Here is a 17,026-nt window from a genome sequence, read left to right as displayed (position 1 = left end):
TAACCGAAAACCTTGCGCGGACAGCGCAAACGAGCGCTGTGGCGCCGCCCACGGTGTACCCCGGAATCCTAACGAACAACCCCGTACGCGCGATCAAGTGCGTCCACGATCTCCTTGCGCAGCCCGGCGCCGACGGCGATCGTCGCCGCGGAACCGACCGTGTGCTCGCTTCCGTCGCGGTCCACGACGGCGCCGCCGGCCTCGCGCACGAGCAGCACGCCGGCCATCGTGTCCCACGGGTTGTTGGAAAGGATCAGTGCGGCGTCGAGCTTTCCGTCCGCCACCCAGGCGAGGTCGATGGCCGCCGTGCCGAGCATCCGGATCTTCTGCGCCCGCGCGCCGAGGTCCGACAGCAGCGTCAACCGCGCGCGGTTCTTCTCCTCGGCGAGCTCGCCGATCGCGAAGTCCCCGACGGCGATCATCGCGTCGGACAGCTCCGTCGCGGTCGAAGCACTGACGCGCTTTCCGTTCGCGAAGGCACCTTCGCCGCGCGCGGCCGTGTACGTGACGCCGAGGTACGGCAACGCGATCGCGGCGACCGTGCTGTGCTCGCCGTCCACGAGCGCCAAGGAAATCCCGCAGAGTGGAATTCCGCGGGCGAAGTTCGCGGTCCCGTCGATGGGGTCGAGCGCCCACCAGCGGCCACCGCTCTCCCCGCTGCGGCCGCGCTCCTCGCCGAGGATGCCGATCTCCGGCGTCTCGGCGGCGAGGAACTCCCGCAGCGCGTCCTCGACCGCGGTGTCGACGTCGGTCACCAGGTCGCGATCGCCTTTCGCGGAAACGGAAAAACTGGGGCGCGACCTGACGATCTCCGTCGCCTTCGCCACGGCCTCGCGCGCGACGTCCAGTAGTGCGGCATGCTCGGTCATGCCACCAACCTAGTGAAGGGCCGCGGAGATGACCGACCTGTTCCCGCTCGCCACCACCGCCGACGAGCAGGAGCGGCGGGCGTCGGTCGCGGTGCTGCCGATCGGCAGCTTCGAGCAGCACGGCGCGCACCTGCCGCTGGCGACCGACACGGTGATCGCGGCCACCCTCGCGCGCGCGGTCGCCGAGGCGTACCCCGTCCTCCACCTGCCGCCGATCACGATCTCGTGCTCGCACGAGCACGCCGGGTGGGCGGGCACGGTGAGCATTTCGGCCCGCACGCTGCACGCGGTGGTCACCGACGTCGCCGCGTCGCTGAAGGCGTCGGGAGTGGACCGGCTCGTGCTGGTCAACGGGCACGGCGGCAACTACGTACTGTCCAATGTGGTCCAGGAGGCGGCGGGCGCGATGGCGCTGTTCCCGGGGGTCGCCGACTGGCAGGCGGCGCACACCGCGGCCGGCCTGCGGACGTCGCTGGACGACGACATGCACGCGGGCGAGCTGGAGACGTCGATCCTGCTGCACGCCCACCCGCACCTGGTCCGCCCGGGACACGAGGAGGCCGACCACGTCACCGACCGGGAGCACCTGCTGACGCTGGGCCTGCGGGCGTACACACAGTCGGGGGTGGTCGGCCGTCCTTCGCTGGCCAGTGCGGCCAAGGGACACGTCCTGCTGGACACGCTGGTCCAGCGCTTCGCCGGCGTCCTCGAGGTGCTCACCTCCTCGTGAGTGGTAATTCGGGTTCTAACCCGAATTACCACTCACGAGCCGGCGAAGACCTGGTCCAGGTGCGGGAGCAGGTGGGCCATCCGCTCGGCCTTCGTCCGCAGGTACCGCAGGTTCTCCGGGTTCGGCGGAACCAGCAGCGGGACCTGCTCGCTGATCCGGATTCCGTAGCGCGTGAGCTGCTCGACCTTCTTCGGGTTGTTGGACAGCAGCCGCACCGAGCGGATGCCGAGGTCGGTCAGGATGCCCGCCGCCGCGTGGTAGTCGCGGGCGTCGACCGGCAGGCCCTGCACCACGTTCGCGTCGACCGTGTCGAGGCCCTCGTCCTGCTGCAGCCGCATCGCCTCGAGCTTCGCGAGCAGGCCGATGCCGCGGCCCTCGTGGCCCTGGACGTACACCAGCACGCCCGAGCCCTCCTCGACGATCCGGTCCAGCGCCGCCGCCAGCTGATCGCCGCATTCGCAGTGCGTCGAGCCGAAGACGTCGCCGGTCAGGCACTCGCTGTGCACCCGGGTCAGTGCGCCGAGCGGGGAAATCTCCCCGTACACCAGCGCGACCTGCTCGGTGCCGGTCCGGTCGAGATAGCCGACCGCGCGGAACGTCCCGTGCCGGGTCGGCAGCCGGGTCTCGACCACCCGCTCGACCACGGCCCGGCGCGGCAGATCCCCGACGACCTCACTTACGGTCATGACTGTAACCCCACTTCCGTTTCGATCCCGGTGCCGGCCGCAACGCGCGGAGCGGGCACGGCACCGGTGTGCGGAGCGCGGGTAACGCGGAACCCGGCGACGCTCCGGACGAGCAGGACACCGGCGCCCGGCAGGCTCGCGACCAGCGTGAGCACGCCGTAGACCACAGCGACGGTGACACCTTGGGCGGCCCCCAGACCGGCCGCGCCGAAGAGCAGGGCGCAGACGCCCTCGCGCGGGCCGAAGCCGCCGATGTTGAGCGGGAGGCCCATCGCGAGCAGCGCGAGGACCATCAGGGGCACGAGCTGCCACACCGGCGCGGCCACCCCGGCGACGCGGGCGGCGACGACGAACAGGGCAAGGTGCCCGGCCAGGGTCGCGACGGACAGGAAGCCCACGCTGGGCCAGGTCTCGCGGGTCAGCAGGCCGAGCCGCACGTCGGCGAGGGTGACGGCGAAGCCGCGGCGCCACTTCGACGGGCTGTGGATCCACTTCCCGCCGAGCAGGCGGCCGACGACGAGACCGGCGATGGCGGCGAGCACGACGACCACCCCGGCCCCCACGACGACCTCGCGGAACGCGCCGGGCACGACCGACGGCGACGCGAGCACCACGGTGACCGCGGAAGCGATGAGCACGACCTGGCCCGCGGTGCGTTCCAGGACGACGGCCCGCACACCGCGCGGCACGTCCCCGCTGTCGCGGCCGTGCTGGACCGCGCGGTGGACGTCCCCGAGGACGCCGGCCGGCAGCACGCCGTTGAGGAACAGCGCGCGGTAGTAGTCGCCGACCGCGGTCCGCAGCGAAAGCCGCAGGCCGAGCCGGGTGGCGACGATCTGCCAGCGGCCCGCGCTGAACACCGTCGTCGCCAGGCCGATGGCCAGGGCGGCGAACACGCCGGGCGCGCTGATCCGGCCGAGCCCGTCGAGGAAGGCGGCGCTGCCGAGCTGCCAGACGAGGACGGCGAGGATGCCGGCCGCGCCGAGGATCCGCAGCCAGGCCAGTGCGCGCTTCACGCCGCCACCTCCAGGCTCGGTGGCAGGACCAGCAGGTCGGCGTGGTGGATCACCGCGTGCAGCTCGCCGGCCGCGGCCTGCCCGAGCCGGCGCTGCAGGTAGACGTCGGCGACCGGGCGCAGCTGGGGCAGCTGCTCGACGGCGGCGCCGACCCAGCCCTCGAGCCACTGCCGCTGCAGTTCCGCCTGGTCCGGGCCGAGCCGCCAGGCGGTCTCGGCGCGGCGGACGGTGGCGCCGAGCCGGCGGAACTCGGTCTCGGCGACGTCCACGGCGTTCGGGCCGAGCAGCCGCCTGCCGCCGGTGATCCGGCGCTGGTGGGCGTTGAACGCGACGGCGAGCGCGGGGTCGAGCGGGTCGGCGGGCGAGAGCTCCACCTGGCCGGTCACCGAAAGCATCAGCAGCGCCACGCACCCGGCCTCGACGATCGACGTGGCCAGTGCCGTGATCTCGGTCCTGGTCAGCAGGTCGAGCAGGGCGGACGCGGTGACCAGCGACGTCCCGGCGAGGTCCTCGGCCCGCAGCGCGGTGATGTCGCGCTGCTCGGCGACGACGGTGACCGGGCTGCCGTCGGGCGCGGTCCCCGGGAGGCTCTCCTGCGCGCGGGTGAGCAGTTCGGTGTCGTGGTCGTGCAGGATCCAGCGCTGGCTGCGGGGCAGGCGGGCGGCCAGCCAGCGGCCGAGCGAGCCGGTGCCGCAGCCGAGGTCGCGGATGACGACCTCCTCGCCGGTCGGCAGGTGGTCCTGCAGCGGGTCGAGGAGCCCGATGGCGCGGGCCGCGGCATCCGCGGGTTCGCGCAGGTAAAGCCAGTCCGGCTCGAAGCCACTCATGCGCGCACCTCGCTGACGCTCGGTGCGCCCTGAGCGGGAAACGCTGTGTTGAATGATTCGCTCGCAAGCTCGCTCATGCCGCCGCCTCCTGCCGCAAGAGAATGTCGGCGATCCGGCGGGCGGTGTCGTCCCAGCCGGTCAGGGTCTCGCGGCGCAGCTTCGCCGACGTGCGCAGCTGCGCACGCAGCGCCGGCTCGGTGAGCCAGCGGCGCAGCGCGGCGCCGAGCGCTTCGACGTCGTCGCCCGGGACGAGCATGCCGGGCACCGAGCCGTCCGGCGCGACGCCGACCGTGTCGGGCAGCGCGTCGACGTCGGTGGTCAGCACCGGCACGCCGCGGGCGAGGGCCTCGGTGACGACCATGCCGAAGGTCTCGGCGCGCGAGGGCAGCACGAGCAGGTCGGCGGTGTGGTAGGTCGCCTCGAGCGCCCGGCCGGTGCGCGGGCCGGTGAGCTTGAAGCGGTCGCCGAGCCGGTGCTCGCGCAGCCGCTCGACGTACTTGGTTTCGCGGCGGATCCCGCCGACGCATTCGCAGGTCCAGCGCAGGTCGGCGACGGTTTCCAGGGCCTGGGCGAGCACGCCCTGGCCCTTGCGCGGGGTCACGTTGGCCACGCAGACCAGGCGGGACATCCCGTCGGTGCCGACGGCGAGCGGCGCCGGGTCGACGCCCGGCGTCACCGGGTGCACGCGGTGCGGGGCCAGTCCGTGGTGCTCGATCAGGCGCCGCGCGGCCCACTCGCTGGTCGCCACGACCGAGCCGACGGCCTGCAGCGTCTCGCGCTCCAGCGCGTCGAGCTCGGCGGCGAGCGCGGGCGGCAGGCCGGTCTCGTCGGCCAGCGGCAGGTGCACCAGCACCGACACCGACAGCCGGCGCGCCTGCGGGACGACCACCTCGGGCACACCGCAGGCGACCAGGCCGTCGAGCAGCACGGCCGAGCCGGTGGGCAGCGCGGAGAGCAGGTGGCCGAGGACCGCGCGCGCCTCGGTGTCCGGCCGCGGCCAGCTGCCGGAGACGGCGATCTCGTGCACGTCGACGCCGGCCTCGGCGAGCCGGTCGCACATCCGCCGGTCGTAGGTGTTGCCGCCGCTGGGGACGGACGTGTCGTCGACGTCCCCGGGAAGAATGACGTAAAGGGAGTTCACAGGGCACGCTCGTAACTCGCCCACGCGACGTGCGACTCGTGGAGCGAGACGGTGATCCCTTCGAGGCCGCGCGCGCCTTCGCCGAGGCGTCCGGCGTGGACGGCGTCGGCCAGGCGGTCGGCGATGACCTTCGCGAGGAACTCGGTCGAGGTGTTGATCCCCTTGAACTCCGGCTCGTCGTCGAGGTTGCGGTAGTTCAGGTCGCTCAGCACCGCCTTGAGCTCTTCCGTGGCCTTGCCGATGTCGACGACGATGTTGTCCTCGTCGAGCTCGGTGCGGCGGAACGTCGCATCCACCAGGAAGGTCGCCCCGTGCAGGCGTTGCGCAGGACCGAAGACTTCCCCGCGAAAGCTGTGGGCGACCATCACGTGGTCACGGACGGTGATGCTGAACACCAAGACCTCCGATGCGTACGGGTGGACGTGGTCACTGCGGCTGATACATGACACGGAGGCACAGGGCGGAAAGTTCATTTGCCGCCAACCGGGGTAACACGGATGGGAGATCTTCAAACATGCATTCCCCGCTGACCAGCGCTTCGAACGCCGGATCGGCCAGCAGTTCGAGGGCGACGGCGAGGCGCTGGGCGTAGCTGCGGTCCGGCCGCGCGACCGTCCCGACCTGGCTGCTGCGGATCACCAGCCGCCGCGAATGGAAGTTCTCGCCGAGCGGGACGCTGATCCGGCGGTCGCCGTACCAGGACAGCTCGACGACCTCCCCTTCCGGCGCGAGCAGCGCCAGGGCTTTGGCGAGGCCCGCTTCGGACGCGCTGGCGTGCACGACGAGATCGCAGTCGCCCCGGGCTTCTTCGGGGGTCGAGAAGTCCACGCCGAGCGCGGCGGCGATGTCCGCTTTCGCCGGATCGACGTCGATCAGCTGCACCCTCGCCGCCGGAAAGCCGCTGAGGAGCTTGGCGACGCTCGCGCCGACCATCCCGGCGCCGATGACGGCGATCCGGTCGCCGAGCCGCGGCCGCGCGTCCCACACGGCGTTCACCGCGGTCTCGACCGTGCCCGCGAGGATCGCGCGCCCGGGCGGAACGGCGTCCGGTACCGGCGTCACCGCCGTCGCCGGGACGACGTACGCGGTCTGGTGCGGGTAGAGGCAGAAGACCGTCCTGCCCGCCAGGTGCGCCGGGCCGTGTTCGACGACGCCGACGTTGAGGTAGCCGTACTTGACCGGACCGGGGAATTCACCCTCCTGGAAGGGGGCGCGCATGACGTCGTGCTGGCTCGCCGGGACCCCGCCGCGGAAGACCAGGGTTTCGGTGCCGCGGCTGACGCCGGAGCACAACGTCCGGACGAGCACGTCGTCCGGTCCGGGCTCCGGCAGCCGCTCCTCGCGCAGCTGTCCCGAGCCGGGACTTTGAACCCAGAAGGCCTGTTCCACGTGTTTCTCCTCAGCGGGCGACCGGAGGCTGGTGTCGCCACCCTATGAGCAATTCGCGGAGTCGACGATGATCAAGCACGACCTTCTCCTGCGTTCGGTGGTTCCGGCGCCGGTGCTCGCCGCGGGGGTCTTCGCGGGCGGTTTCACGCCGCTCGCCTGGGCGACCGGAGTCGTCTACGGCGTCGCGCTGGTGCTGCTCACCGAGTGGGGGCTGCGCCGCAGCGGCCGCGGCGCGTTCGGGCCGGCGGACTGGATCACGTTCGCCCGCGCGATTCTCGTCGGCTGCGCCGCGGCGCTCGTCGCCGAGGGGGATTTCTCCCTCGGGTGGCTGGTCGGGCTGGTCGGCGTGGCGTTGCTCCTGGACGGCCTCGACGGCCAGGTGGCCCGCCGCACCGGGACGGCGTCGGAGTTCGGCGCGCGCTTCGACATGGAGGTCGACGCGTTCTTGATCCTGCTGCTCTGCATCCAGGTGTCCCGCACGCTCGGGCTGTGGGTGCTGGCGATCGGCCTGATGCGGTACGTGTTCGTGGCGGCGTCGTGGACGATGCCGTGGCTGACCGCGCCGCTGTACCCGAGCATGGCCCGCAAGACGGTGGCCGCGGTTCAGGGCGTCGTCCTGGTGGTCGCGGTGTCCGGCCTGCTGTCGCTGTCGCTGACGTTCGCCGCGGTCGCGCTCGCCCTGGCCTCGCTGGTGTGGTCCTTCGGGCGGGACGTCGTCTGGCTGGCCCGGCACCGCGTCGAGGAGCACCGGCCGGCCAAGATCGTGGCGCTCACCCGCGCGTCCCTGCGCCGCCCCCTCGGCTACGGCCACAACCAGGCCGCCTGACGCGCCGGCGGGTCAGGAACCTGACTCGCGGGCCGCGCGGGCCCGGCGCTTGCCCTCGTGCATCGCGACCACGCGGGCGATCGGGATCGTGTGTCCCTCTTCGACCAGGTCCGCGGGCAGCACGAACGGCTCCGGCATCTCGTCCGTCCACGGGTCACCGCCGGCCAGCAGGTCCGGGACCGTGTGGACGGTGAAGTCGGCCGGCTTGACGCCGTCGACGTCGGCCCAGCGGACCGGGAAGGACACCGGGGCGCCCGGGCGGTGGCGCGGGCTGTAGACCGAGACGACCGTGGCGCCGCCGGCCCGCGTCGAGTCCAGGAACACCTTGCCTTCGCGGCGCTCGACGACGAACTCCGTCGTGCCCAGCGCCGGGTCGATCCGCTCGGCCCGGGCCGCGACCGCGCGGGTCGCCGCCGCGATGTCCTCGGTGGACTGCCCGGGCGCGAGCGGCACGAAGACGTGGACCCCCTTGGAGCCGCTGGTCTTCACCGCGCCGTCGAGGCCGTCCTTGCGCAACGCCTCCCGCACCAGCTTCGCGGCCCCCACGGCCAGCGAAAACGGGGCGTCCGCCGGCGGGTCGAGGTCGAGGATCAGGTGCGTCGGCCCGCTCGCGGGCTCGCCGCGGAACAGCGACGTGTGGTACTCGATCGCGCGCTGGTTGCCGAACCAGATCAGCGTGCGCAGGTCGTTGCAGAGGCCGTAGGTGACTTCGCGCCGCGAGCGATCGGCCCACAAGGCCCGGCGCTCCACCCACTCCGGGGTGTACTTCGGCAGGTTCTTCTGCATGAACGGCTCCTGGCCGCGCAGCACCCGCACGACGCTCAGCAGCCGGTCGTGCAGCTCCGGCAGCATCCGGGGAGACACCGCTTCGAGGTAGTCGAGCAGCTCCCGCTTGGTGACCCCCGCGCCCGCGAAGACCTCCTGGTCGAGACTGCTCAGCTTGACGCCGTGCCGGACCTCATCGCCACTCATCGACCCACCCTCGCGTCCCTGCGCGAAGCGGTCAACTCTCAAACAAGCGGACGTCCGGTGCGCAGCCGCCACCGCAGATCCTGGAGGCAGACGTTGAACGGGAACCGCCGCAGCGGCCCGGGCAGGATGCGGACGACAGAGCCGAGCGCGGCGAGCAGCGCGTCGAACCGGCGCTGGTCGGCCGCGGTCCAGGGCAGCCGCATCTCGTCGCGGAAGCGCTGCGGGAGGAACCCGGTGGTCACGAACCGGTGGAACCGCCGTCCGGGTACGGCGAAGACCGGCGGCAGGAATTCCAGGTCGACGATCCGGGTCAGGTAGCGGCGGACGGTGTCGTCGATGTCCACCGCGGCCAGCCCCTCCGCCCAGTACCGCTCGAAGGCCGCCCGGTCCGCGGGCCACATCTCCGGACGCACCTGCAGCGTGGTGCCGAGAGCGGCGGCCTCGGCGTAGAACCGCTCCGGCTCGCCGCCGGAGAAGGCGAGGCAGACGTCTTCGAAGCCCTTGTACAGGCAGGCCGCGACCCACAGCTGGAGGTCGGTGTCGAAGGCGTCGTAGGCGACCGGGCTCGACGCGGTCGAGTGCACCTGCGCGTGGGCCCGGTCGACGCTCTTCCGGTAGGCCGCGTGCTCGGCGTCGGTGCCCATCGTCGCGACCGCGAGGTAGGTCAGCGTGGTCCGGGTCCGCTTCACCGGGTGGCGGAAGAGGTTGCCGCTGTCGACCCGGCTCTCCAGGACGCCGTGCCCGACGGGGGCCCGGGAGAGCTGCATGATCACGTTCGCGCTGCCGGCCAGCAGCCCGGCACCGATGACGGCGTCACGAAGAGCGGTCTCGGTCATCACCCGAGGGAACGCCGCTGTTGACGATCTGTCAAGAGTGGTAAGCCGCCCGGGCGAACGCGATCAACGCCCGCGCGGCCGGGCTCAACGGCCCCTCCGTCCGCCACGCCAGCGCGAGCATGCCCCGCAGCCCCGGCCCGGTCAGCCCGATGACCCGCAGCTCCGCCTGGTGGTAGCGGGCCAGCGACTCCGGCACGATCGCCACCCCCAGCCCGCGCATCGCCAGCTGCACCAGGACGTTCGGGTCGGCCGCTTCGAACGCGATCCGCGGCGTCAGCCCCACCCGCGCGAAGGCCGCGTCCAACGCCGTGCGCAGGCCCGTCCCCTTCGGCAACGCCATCAGCGGCAGGCCGTCGAGATCGGGGATCGCGACCTCGTCCCGGCCGGCGAGCGGGCCGGACGGAGCGGTGACGGCCAGGAACGGCTCCTCGAGCAGCACCTGCGTGCCGATGCCGGGCGGCGGGGCCGTCGAGATGCCGACGACGGCGAGGTCGAGGCGGCCTTCGCGCAGGGCCGCCAGCATGGTGTCGGAGTCGGCCTCCGACAGCGTGATCTCCACCGCCGGGTACCGCTCGTGGAAGCCGGCCAGCAGGTCGGGCAGCCCGACCGGGCCCACCGACGTCACCATGCCGATCGCGACCTGCCCGCGGACCAGCCCGGCGAGCTCCTCGACGGCTTCGCGCACCCCCTTCACCGCCGCGAGCGCGGCCCGGGCGTGTGGCAAGGCCGCGGCGCCGACGTCGGTGAGCCGGACCGTCCGGCCCGAGCGGTCCAGCAGCTCCTGTCCCAGTTCCCGCTCCAGGCGTTTGACCTGCGCACTCACCCCGGGCTGGGCGACGTGCAGCCGCTCGGCCGCGCGCGTGAAGTTGCCTTCCTCCGCGACGGCGACGAAGTACGCGAGCTGGTGGAGTTCCATAAGCATTGATTCTAGCCAGGAGAAAAACCAGATCTTGGACTTCTGATCGACTCGGCTCGAAGCTGGAGTCAGCCAAGGAAAGGACCCGAGATGAACCTCCTCCAGCCCGGTCAGGACGGGTACGCCGAAGAAGCCGCCGGATTCCAGACGTCGGTGCCGACCGCACCCGCGGCCGTCGTCGCCGCCGAAAGCGCCGAGGACGTCGTCGCCGCGGTGCGCCACGCCGCCGAGCACGGGCTGTCCGTCGCGGTCCAGGCCACCGGGCACGGCCTGACCGCGGGCACCGACGGCGTCCTGATCAGCACCCGGCGGATGACCGGCGTCGAGATCGACGCCGGTGCCCGCACCGCCCGCGTCGAAGCGGGTGCCCGGTGGGAAGCGGTGATCGGAGCCGCCGGGGAGCACGGCCTGGCACCGCTCAGCGGCTCGTCCCCCGACGTCGGCGTCGTCGGCTACACGCTCAGCGGCGGCTTCGGGCTGATGGCCCGCCGGTACGGCCGCGCCGCCGACCACGTCCGCGCCCTCGACGTCGTGACCGCCGACGGCGAGCTGCGGCGCGTCGAGCCGGGCTCGGACCTGTTCTGGGCACTGCGCGGTGGCCGCGGCGGCTTCGGCGTCGTGACGGCGATCGAGTTCGCCCTCCTGCCGGTCGAGGAGCTTTACGGCGGCAGCCTCACCTTCGACAGCGCCGACGTGCCGTCCGTGCTGCGGGCCTGGCGGACGTGGTCGGCGGCCGCGCCGGACACGCTGACGACGTCGGTGGCCATGATCCGGTACCCCGACCTGCCGATGGTGCCGGAGCCGCTGCGCGGGAAGCACGTCGCCCAGGTCCGGATCGCCTACCTCGGCGAGGACGGCGACGATCTCGTCGCTCCGCTTCGGGCCGTCGCCCCCGCGCTGACGGACACGGTGCGGCGGATGCCGTTCACCGAGTCGGGCTCGATCGCGGCCGAGCCGCGGCAGCCGCACGGCTACCACGGCACCAACGCGACCGTCTCCCAGCTGAACGACGCCATGCTCGACGCGATCGTCGAGCACGCCGGCCCGGGCGCGGCCACGCCGCCGGTGCTCATCATCGACCGGCTGGGCGGCGCGCTCGCCCGCACACCGGAGACGCCGGGCGTGGGCTGGGACTCCTCGGCCGAGTACGTCGTCCGCGCGTTGTCGATGACCGGCGACGACGGCGTCGCGGCGATCCGCAGCGCGCACGCGAAGCTCTTCGACGCGCTGGCGCCGTGGACGACCGGGCGGCTCCTGCCGTTCGTCTACGGCGAGCACGCGCCGGAGGAGGTGGCGGAAAGCGTTTTTCCACCCGCCGACCTGCGGCGGCTCCGGGAGCTCAAGCAACGGTACGACGCCGGGAACGTCTTCCGGGCGGGATGAGGAGGGGACACGGCCGGGGAAGGGCAGCGCCATATACTCGGCCGGCCTTGCCACACCGTTAGGGGAACCGTCTTGCGCACGATGAGCCACGAGGACTACCTCGGCATGCGGCGGTTCCCCGGGCTCGACGGCCTGCGCGCGCTCGCCGCGACGATGGTCATCTTCTTCCACTTCGGCGGGCCGAACTGGACCTGGCTTTCGGGCTGGGTCGGCGTCTACCTCTTCTTCGTGCTGTCCGGGTTCCTGATCACCACGCTGCTGCTGCGCGAGCAGGACCGCACCGGCCGGATTTCGCTGTCGAACTTCTACATCCGCCGCGTGTTCCGGATCCTGCCGCCGTACCTGGTGATCCTCGGCGGAATCGTCGCGTTCGTCGTCCTGCGCGGCGAGTTCTATTCGCGCGACTTCCCGCAGGCGCTGAAGTACTACCTGACGTTCCTCAACGAATTCCTGCCGGCGGCCACCACCGGCACGGACAACTTCTTCAGCGGCTCGTGGACGCTCGGGATCGAGGAGAAGTTCTACCTCGTCTGGCCGTTCCTGCTGGTGGCGATCGGGATCGGCGCGGCGAAGCGCAAGTTCCTGCTGGTCGGCGCATCGATGATCGCGCTGCTGGCGCTGGTCCCGCCGACCACCGGCGGCTTCGTGCTGAACGAATCGCAGACGGCGATCTACCGCTCGACGATCCACTACTTCATCCTGGCGGGCGGCTGCCTGCTGGCGATCCTGCTGCACTACCGCCGCGGGTACGCGCTGCTGAAGCCGTTGACGCACCCGCTGGCGGCGATCCCGGTCGTCGCGGCGTTCGCGCTGCTGCACACGAACTTCGACGACCTCTGGCACGAAACCCGCAACAACCTCTGGCTGCTGGTCGCGTACGCGGCGCTGACGATGCTCCTGCTGATCGTGCTGGTGAGCCCGGGCCCGCTGCGGTGGCTGCTCAGCACGGCCCCGATGCGGTTCGTCGGCGAGCGGTCGTACTCGCTGTACCTGCTGCAGGGTCCGGTGCACTTCGCGGTCGTGCAGGCGGTGCCCGGGCTGGGTCAGCACCGGACGGTCTCGGCGCTGACGGTGTTCCTGGTCGGCCTGGCGATCGCCGACCTGATCCACCGCTGGGTGGAGAAGCCGCTGATCGACGTCGGCAAGCGGCTGATCGCGCGGAAGGAAGCCCGGCGCGCGGAACGGCGGGAAGCCGAGCGTCCCGCCGAGGTGCGCGCCGAGCCCGCCCCGGTCGGGTCCTAGCGCTCCAGTACCACGATCGGGATGAGCCGGTCGGTCTTCGTCTCGTACTCCGCGAAGCCCTCCGCGTGCGCCACCATGCCCGCGTACAGGCGGTCGCGCTCGGCGCGGTCGGCGATCACCGTCGCCGTCGCCTCGAACTTCTCCGTGCCGACCTCGACCGTCACCTTCGGGTTGGCCACCAGGTTGTGGTACCAGGCCGGGTTCTTCGGCGCGCCGCCCATGGAGGCCGCGATGACGTAGCGGTCGCCGTCCTTCGTGTAGACCAGCGGGGACAGGCGCTCCTGGCCGCTCTTCGCGCCGATGGTGGTGAGCAGGAGCACGTTCTTGCCCTCGAAGTAGTTGCCGACCTTGCCCTCGTTGGCCCGGAACTCCTCGACGACCTGCTTGTTGAACTCGTTCATGTCGGCTGGCGCGGTCATGCGATCCCCTTGTTTCTGGCCGGTAGGCTCAAGCGCGAGCGAGGTACGCTCGAGCTAAGTGTTTGCTTTGCAAACAAAGCTACCGACGGGAGGTGAGTGGTGTCAACGGAGGCCGGACCGAGTGTCGAGGACGGCGTGCGGCAGCTCCTGCTGCTCATGCCGCGTCTGGTCGGCCGGGCGAAGCGGACGCCGGTGCCGGCGGAGCTGGACGGCTGCGCGCTGGCGCCCCGGCACCTCTCCCTGCTGTCGTACCTGCTCTTCGACGGCCCGATGACGGTCACCGAGCTGGCCACCCGGCTCCAGGTGGCCCCGACGACGGCGAGCCTGATGGTCGGCGACCTCAGCCGCCAGGGCGTGCTGAACCGCGACGAAGACCCGGCCGACCGCCGCCGCACGATCGTCAGCATCGCCGAGGACAAGCGCCCGGCGGTCGACGCCTGGCTCGCCCGCGGCGCCCGAGCCTGGAGCAACGCACTGGCACCGCTGACCCCGGCCGAGCGTCAGCTGGTGATCACCACGCTGGAAGCCTACGAACGCGGCACCTGCGACGGGCCGGCCTGCTAGGCGTCGCCGCGCTTTTCGCGGGCCAGTTTGCGCTGGGCTTCCGCGCGTTCCCGGCACTTGCGGAGGAATTCTTCGTCGTCCTCCGGGTTCGTCGCCGCGAACCGGCCCGGCCGGTCGTACTCCGGAAAGGCCGGCGAGTCGCGCTCGTACCGGCCGCGCGCCCGGGCCACCTGCTCCGGACGGCCCGCCACCAGCCAGATGATCGAGCCGACCAGCGGCACCACCAGGACGAGCAGCAGCCACAGCCCCTTCGGCAGGTTGCGGCACGACGATTCGTCGGTCGTGATCACGTCGACCAGGCAGAAGATCCACAACCCGAACGTGACGATGCCGAGCAGGCCGTTGAAGTACAGCAATTCCCCGCCTTCCCCCGAGAACGAATGCGGTAAGTCTTAGCAGAACGCCGAAACCGTTCGGCCGCGGGCCACCCGCAGCACCGCGGGCAGCCGGAGATTCGGCGCCGGAACCCAGGTCGTTTCCGGTTCTGTCAGGTCGAAACCCGTCAACGCCTCGAGAACTCCGGCAGCGAGGGCCGAGGCGTGCCGCGGACCCGGACACGCGCGCGGCCCGGCCCCGAACGGCGTCCCGGCGAGGGACACCGTGACGTCCTCGCCGCCGATCCGGCGGCGCGTGGCCAGCACCGGCTGCTCGGCGGGTTTTCCGGTCAGCGCGGCGAAAAGCCCGTTGCCGATGAGACCCGCCGTGGCGTCGCAGGCCTGGACGAGCAGGCCGATCCGGGCCGCCGCGAGCTCGGTCGGCCCACCGCAGGCCTCGACCAGCCGGGTCAACGCCGCCTCGGCCGCCGCACCCGGCGCCACGTGCGGGTGGTAGGCCGCCGCGACTCCGGCGACGTCGGCCCAGACGTCCGGCAGGCCCAGCGCCTCGGCGAGCACCCCGACCGGCACCGGCCGCGCGATGCCGGCCATCACCTCGACGATTTCGAGGTCGGCGACGATCCGGCGAGTACGGTCGAAAGCCTTGTCCCGCAACGAGTCCGCGTCGACCGAAGCCAGCAGGCCGACCGCGAGCGCCCGCCGCCGGACGTGGTCGGCGCCGTTGCTGAAGCGGGCCACGGACGCGCGCAGCCAGGCGACGCTCCCCGGCGGAACGTCGAGCGGCACGGGCGGAACCGGAGCGGAAAGCGAAGTCATGCCGCGAAGTTAGCCGCGGAAAACGTCGGCGTGGACCGAAGCTTCAATGACGTCCGAGGCTTCGCCTCCGGCCGGGGGCTCCGCCCCCGAAAGCCATCAGAGCACCGACCGGGCGGGGAACCAGGTCGCCTGCGGGCCGCCGCAGCGCGCCGGGCGCGGGACGTCGTGCTGGAACCACCACGCCTCGGTGACCCGGCCGTCCGGCAGCCGGTACGTCGGCGGGCCGGCGACGCGGACGAGCCCGGCGGCCTGCAGCGACCGCGCGCTCGCGATGTTGCCGACCTCCGCGCCGGCGCGCACCCGCGCCAGCCCGAGGTGGTCGTGCGCCAGCGTCAGCCCGGCCGCGAAGAGCACCCGCCCGTATCCGCGGCCGCGGTGGCCGGGGGCCAGGTAGCCGCCGGTTTCCGGGCCGCCGTCCTCGCCGGTGTGCACGCTCACCAGCCCCACGCAGCGGTTGGCCTCGAGGTCGATCATCACCAGGTCGACGGACTGCGGATCGGGTGACGACCAGTCCGGCCCGGTGCCGGGCACGACCCGCAGCGCGTCCGCCCGCGCCGGCTCGGCGACGATCGAGTCGCGCTGCCAGCCGAGCCACCGCTGCGCGGCCGGATCACTCCCCCCGGCCACGGCGGCGGCGTACTCCCACGCGGTCGGGGTGCGGAAGAGGAAACGGCCGTCGCGCAGCACGTGGCCCTGCCGGTCGCAGGTCCGCTTGGTCATCAGGCGGCCCCGGCGGGTGAGCCGGTCGAAGATCCCCTTGGTGGCTGGCAGCATCGCGGCGAAATCGTAGCGGAGCGAACCCGGCGGGGTTGCTATCGTGGCGCGATGACGGCCGTACCCGAGGCAACGGAACTGGACGGCTCCGGCCGGTCCGCCCAGCCTCGCCAGCTCATCGTGACGGTGTACGGCCTCTACTCCCGCACCGAGGGCGGCTGGCTTTCGGTCGCTTCGCTGATCGACCTGCTGGCCGCCGTCGGCGTCGACGAGCCCGCGGTGCGCTCGTCGATCTCCCGGCTGAAGCGGCGCGGGATCCTCGAAGCGGTCCGCCGCGACGCGACGGCGGGCTACGAGCTGTCCGACGAAGCCCGCGAAATCCTGCGCGAGGGCGACGAGCGGATCTTCCGCCGCGGCCGCGCGACCCCGGCCGACGGCTGGCTGCTCGCGGTGTTCTCGGTGCCGGAGACCGAGCGCCACAAGCGCCACCTCCTGCGCACCCAGCTCGCCCGGATGGGCTTCGGCACCGCGGCCTCCGGCGTCTGGATCGCCCCGGCCCACCTGCACGCGGCCACCGAGGAGGCACTCACCCGGCTCGGCCTCGCCGGCTACGCCGACCTGTTCCGCGCCGACCACCTGGCGTTCGGTGACATCACCGCGAAGGTCCGCCAGTGGTGGGACCTCGACCGCCTCGACGAGCTGTACACGACGTTCCTCGACGAGCACGGCCCGGCGCTGCGCCGCAAGTCCGTGACCGACGAGCAGGCCTTCGCCGACTACGTCCGCGTGCTGACCGGCTGGCGGCGGATGCCCTACCTCGACCCCGGGCTGCCGGCGGAGTTCCTGCCGGCCGGCTGGTCGGGGATCCGCGCGGCCGAGCTGTTCTTCGAGCTGCACGCCAAGCTGGAGACGCCGGCCAGAGCGTACGTCGCGAGGGCGATCAACCTCGGCTGAGCACCGCGAAGCCCTGCACCTCGACCAGGGCCTCCTCGTCCCACAGCCGGGACACGCCGATGCCCGCCATCGCCGGGTACTCCGTGCCCGCCAGCCGCTTCCAGACCCGGCCGATCTCACGCGCGTGGGCCCGGTAGTCGGCCATGTCGACGATGTAGATCGTCACGCTGCACAGATCCGATGGCGAACCACCGGCCGCGCGCAGCGACGCCAGCAGGTTGCCGAGCGCGCGTTCGAACTGCTCGACGACCCCGTCGCCGACGATCTTGTTCGACGCGTCCAGCGCGGTCTGGCCGGCGAGGAAGACGACCCGTCCCTCGGCCACCACCGCGTGCGAGAACCCGGACGGCTTGCCCAGCTCCGGCGGGTTGATGCGTTCCATGCCGGACAC

General features: G+C 72.3%; 21 protein-coding genes. 6 read left to right on the top strand and 15 right to left on the bottom strand.

The annotated features are described in order from the left end of the window. Nucleotides 1-68 precede the first annotated feature (68 nt). Nucleotides 69-869, bottom strand: coding sequence for an inositol monophosphatase family protein (locus ACWED2_RS04465; protein ID WP_449689041.1), 801 nt, complete (start codon nucleotides 867-869; stop codon nucleotides 69-71). Nucleotides 870-897: 28 nt separating this feature from the next. On the opposite strand from ACWED2_RS04465, the gene ACWED2_RS04460 reads away from it, so the two are divergent. Then, on the top strand, nucleotides 898-1,599 hold the full coding sequence (locus ACWED2_RS04460) for a creatininase family protein (protein WP_449689040.1): 702 nt from the start codon (nucleotides 898-900) through the stop codon (nucleotides 1,597-1,599). Nucleotides 1,600-1,631: 32 nt separating this feature from the next. On the opposite strand, the gene ribA is transcribed toward ACWED2_RS04460, so the two are convergent. The 6 genes from ribA to ACWED2_RS04430 all read right to left on the bottom strand — a co-directional run bounded on the left by ribA (nucleotide 1,632) and on the right by ACWED2_RS04430 (nucleotide 6,658). Then, nucleotides 1,632-2,285 carry a GTP cyclohydrolase II gene (ribA, locus tag ACWED2_RS04455; protein ID WP_449689039.1) on the bottom strand — a complete coding sequence of 218 codons (654 nt, stop codon included), beginning with the start codon at nucleotides 2,283-2,285 and terminating at the stop codon, nucleotides 1,632-1,634. After that, a complete protein-coding gene (locus ACWED2_RS04450; protein ID WP_449689038.1) occupies nucleotides 2,282-3,301 on the bottom strand; it encodes a lysylphosphatidylglycerol synthase transmembrane domain-containing protein in 1,020 nt (339 codons plus the stop codon). Before ACWED2_RS04450 ends, ribA begins: the two co-directional genes overlap by 4 nt. Further along, the gene (locus tag ACWED2_RS04445) at nucleotides 3,298-4,128 is read right to left on the bottom strand and encodes a methyltransferase domain-containing protein (protein ID WP_449689037.1); all 831 of its coding nucleotides are present in this window, start codon (nucleotides 4,126-4,128) and stop codon (nucleotides 3,298-3,300) included. The genes ACWED2_RS04450 and ACWED2_RS04445 overlap by 4 nt, the downstream gene beginning before the upstream one ends. 73 nt (nucleotides 4,129-4,201) lie before the next feature. Further along, nucleotides 4,202-5,269: a glycosyltransferase family 4 protein gene (locus ACWED2_RS04440; protein ID WP_449689036.1), complete on the bottom strand. Its 1,068-nt coding sequence runs from the start codon at nucleotides 5,267-5,269 to the stop codon at nucleotides 4,202-4,204. After that, nucleotides 5,266-5,664, bottom strand: coding sequence for a 6-pyruvoyl trahydropterin synthase family protein (locus ACWED2_RS04435; protein WP_310968581.1), 399 nt, complete (start codon nucleotides 5,662-5,664; stop codon nucleotides 5,266-5,268). Before ACWED2_RS04435 ends, ACWED2_RS04440 begins: the two co-directional genes overlap by 4 nt. Before the next feature lie 31 nt (nucleotides 5,665-5,695). Next, nucleotides 5,696-6,658, bottom strand: a complete 963-nt coding sequence (locus tag ACWED2_RS04430) for a zinc-dependent alcohol dehydrogenase (RefSeq protein ID WP_449689035.1) — start codon at nucleotides 6,656-6,658, stop codon at nucleotides 5,696-5,698. Between the two features lie 67 nt (nucleotides 6,659-6,725). On the opposite strand from ACWED2_RS04430, the gene ACWED2_RS04425 reads away from it, so the two are divergent. After that, a complete protein-coding gene (locus ACWED2_RS04425; RefSeq protein ID WP_449689034.1) occupies nucleotides 6,726-7,484 on the top strand; it encodes a CDP-alcohol phosphatidyltransferase family protein in 759 nt (252 codons plus the stop codon). 12 nt (nucleotides 7,485-7,496) lie between these two features. Here the strand turns inward: ACWED2_RS04425 and ACWED2_RS04420 are convergent, their stop codons facing one another. The 3 genes from ACWED2_RS04420 to ACWED2_RS04410 are packed head-to-tail and all read right to left on the bottom strand — an operon-like array spanning nucleotide 7,497 to nucleotide 10,208. Beyond that, the gene (locus tag ACWED2_RS04420; RefSeq protein WP_449689033.1) at nucleotides 7,497-8,456 is read right to left on the bottom strand and encodes a DNA polymerase domain-containing protein; all 960 of its coding nucleotides are present in this window, start codon (nucleotides 8,454-8,456) and stop codon (nucleotides 7,497-7,499) included. A 38-nt stretch (nucleotides 8,457-8,494) separates the two neighbouring features. After that, nucleotides 8,495-9,292: an oxygenase MpaB family protein gene (locus ACWED2_RS04415; protein ID WP_449689032.1), complete on the bottom strand. Its 798-nt coding sequence runs from the start codon at nucleotides 9,290-9,292 to the stop codon at nucleotides 8,495-8,497. A 31-nt stretch (nucleotides 9,293-9,323) separates the two neighbouring features. Beyond that, a complete protein-coding gene (locus ACWED2_RS04410) occupies nucleotides 9,324-10,208 on the bottom strand; it encodes a LysR family transcriptional regulator (RefSeq protein WP_449689031.1) in 885 nt (294 codons plus the stop codon). Between the two features lie 90 nt (nucleotides 10,209-10,298). On the opposite strand from ACWED2_RS04410, the gene ACWED2_RS04405 reads away from it, so the two are divergent. Then, a complete protein-coding gene (locus tag ACWED2_RS04405; protein WP_449689030.1) occupies nucleotides 10,299-11,591 on the top strand; it encodes an FAD-binding oxidoreductase in 1,293 nt (430 codons plus the stop codon). An 81-nt stretch (nucleotides 11,592-11,672) separates the two neighbouring features. After that, the gene (locus ACWED2_RS04400) at nucleotides 11,673-12,833 is read left to right on the top strand and encodes an acyltransferase family protein (protein WP_449689286.1); all 1,161 of its coding nucleotides are present in this window, start codon (nucleotides 11,673-11,675) and stop codon (nucleotides 12,831-12,833) included. On the opposite strand, the gene ACWED2_RS04395 is transcribed toward ACWED2_RS04400, so the two are convergent. Continuing rightward, the gene (locus ACWED2_RS04395; protein ID WP_449689029.1) at nucleotides 12,830-13,252 is read right to left on the bottom strand and encodes a nitroreductase family deazaflavin-dependent oxidoreductase; all 423 of its coding nucleotides are present in this window, start codon (nucleotides 13,250-13,252) and stop codon (nucleotides 12,830-12,832) included. The two genes, ACWED2_RS04400 and ACWED2_RS04395, sit on opposite strands and share 4 nt — an antisense overlap. 99 nt (nucleotides 13,253-13,351) lie before the next feature. Here ACWED2_RS04395 and ACWED2_RS04390 point away from each other — a divergent pair, with 99 nt between their 5' ends. Beyond that, nucleotides 13,352-13,816, top strand: a complete 465-nt coding sequence (locus ACWED2_RS04390) for a MarR family winged helix-turn-helix transcriptional regulator (RefSeq protein ID WP_449689028.1) — start codon at nucleotides 13,352-13,354, stop codon at nucleotides 13,814-13,816. On the opposite strand, the gene ACWED2_RS04385 is transcribed toward ACWED2_RS04390, so the two are convergent. From ACWED2_RS04385 to ACWED2_RS04375, 3 genes are all read right to left on the bottom strand, one after another. After that, the gene (locus ACWED2_RS04385; protein WP_449689027.1) at nucleotides 13,813-14,172 is read right to left on the bottom strand and encodes a PLDc N-terminal domain-containing protein; all 360 of its coding nucleotides are present in this window, start codon (nucleotides 14,170-14,172) and stop codon (nucleotides 13,813-13,815) included. The two genes, ACWED2_RS04390 and ACWED2_RS04385, sit on opposite strands and share 4 nt — an antisense overlap. Before the next feature lie 36 nt (nucleotides 14,173-14,208). Further along, the gene (locus ACWED2_RS04380; RefSeq protein WP_449689026.1) at nucleotides 14,209-14,967 is read right to left on the bottom strand and encodes a hypothetical protein; all 759 of its coding nucleotides are present in this window, start codon (nucleotides 14,965-14,967) and stop codon (nucleotides 14,209-14,211) included. A gap of 96 nt (nucleotides 14,968-15,063) precedes the next feature. Further along, entirely contained in the window at nucleotides 15,064-15,741 is a 678-nt protein-coding gene (locus tag ACWED2_RS04375; protein ID WP_449689025.1) for a GNAT family N-acetyltransferase, read from the bottom strand. Between the two features lie 51 nt (nucleotides 15,742-15,792). Between ACWED2_RS04375 and ACWED2_RS04370 the strand changes: the two genes are divergently transcribed. After that, nucleotides 15,793-16,635: a PaaX family transcriptional regulator gene (locus ACWED2_RS04370; RefSeq protein WP_449689024.1), complete on the top strand. Its 843-nt coding sequence runs from the start codon at nucleotides 15,793-15,795 to the stop codon at nucleotides 16,633-16,635. Here ACWED2_RS04370 and ACWED2_RS04365 read toward each other — a convergent pair. Then, on the bottom strand, nucleotides 16,622-17,017 hold the full coding sequence (locus tag ACWED2_RS04365; protein WP_449689023.1) for a RidA family protein: 396 nt from the start codon (nucleotides 17,015-17,017) through the stop codon (nucleotides 16,622-16,624). The two genes, ACWED2_RS04370 and ACWED2_RS04365, sit on opposite strands and share 14 nt — an antisense overlap. Nucleotides 17,018-17,026 lie beyond the last annotated feature (9 nt).

Source organism: Amycolatopsis sp. NPDC005003 (genome assembly GCF_053600695.1).
Note: the sequence above shows the minus strand (reverse complement) of the source record. Positions and strands in the feature narration are given on the sequence as shown.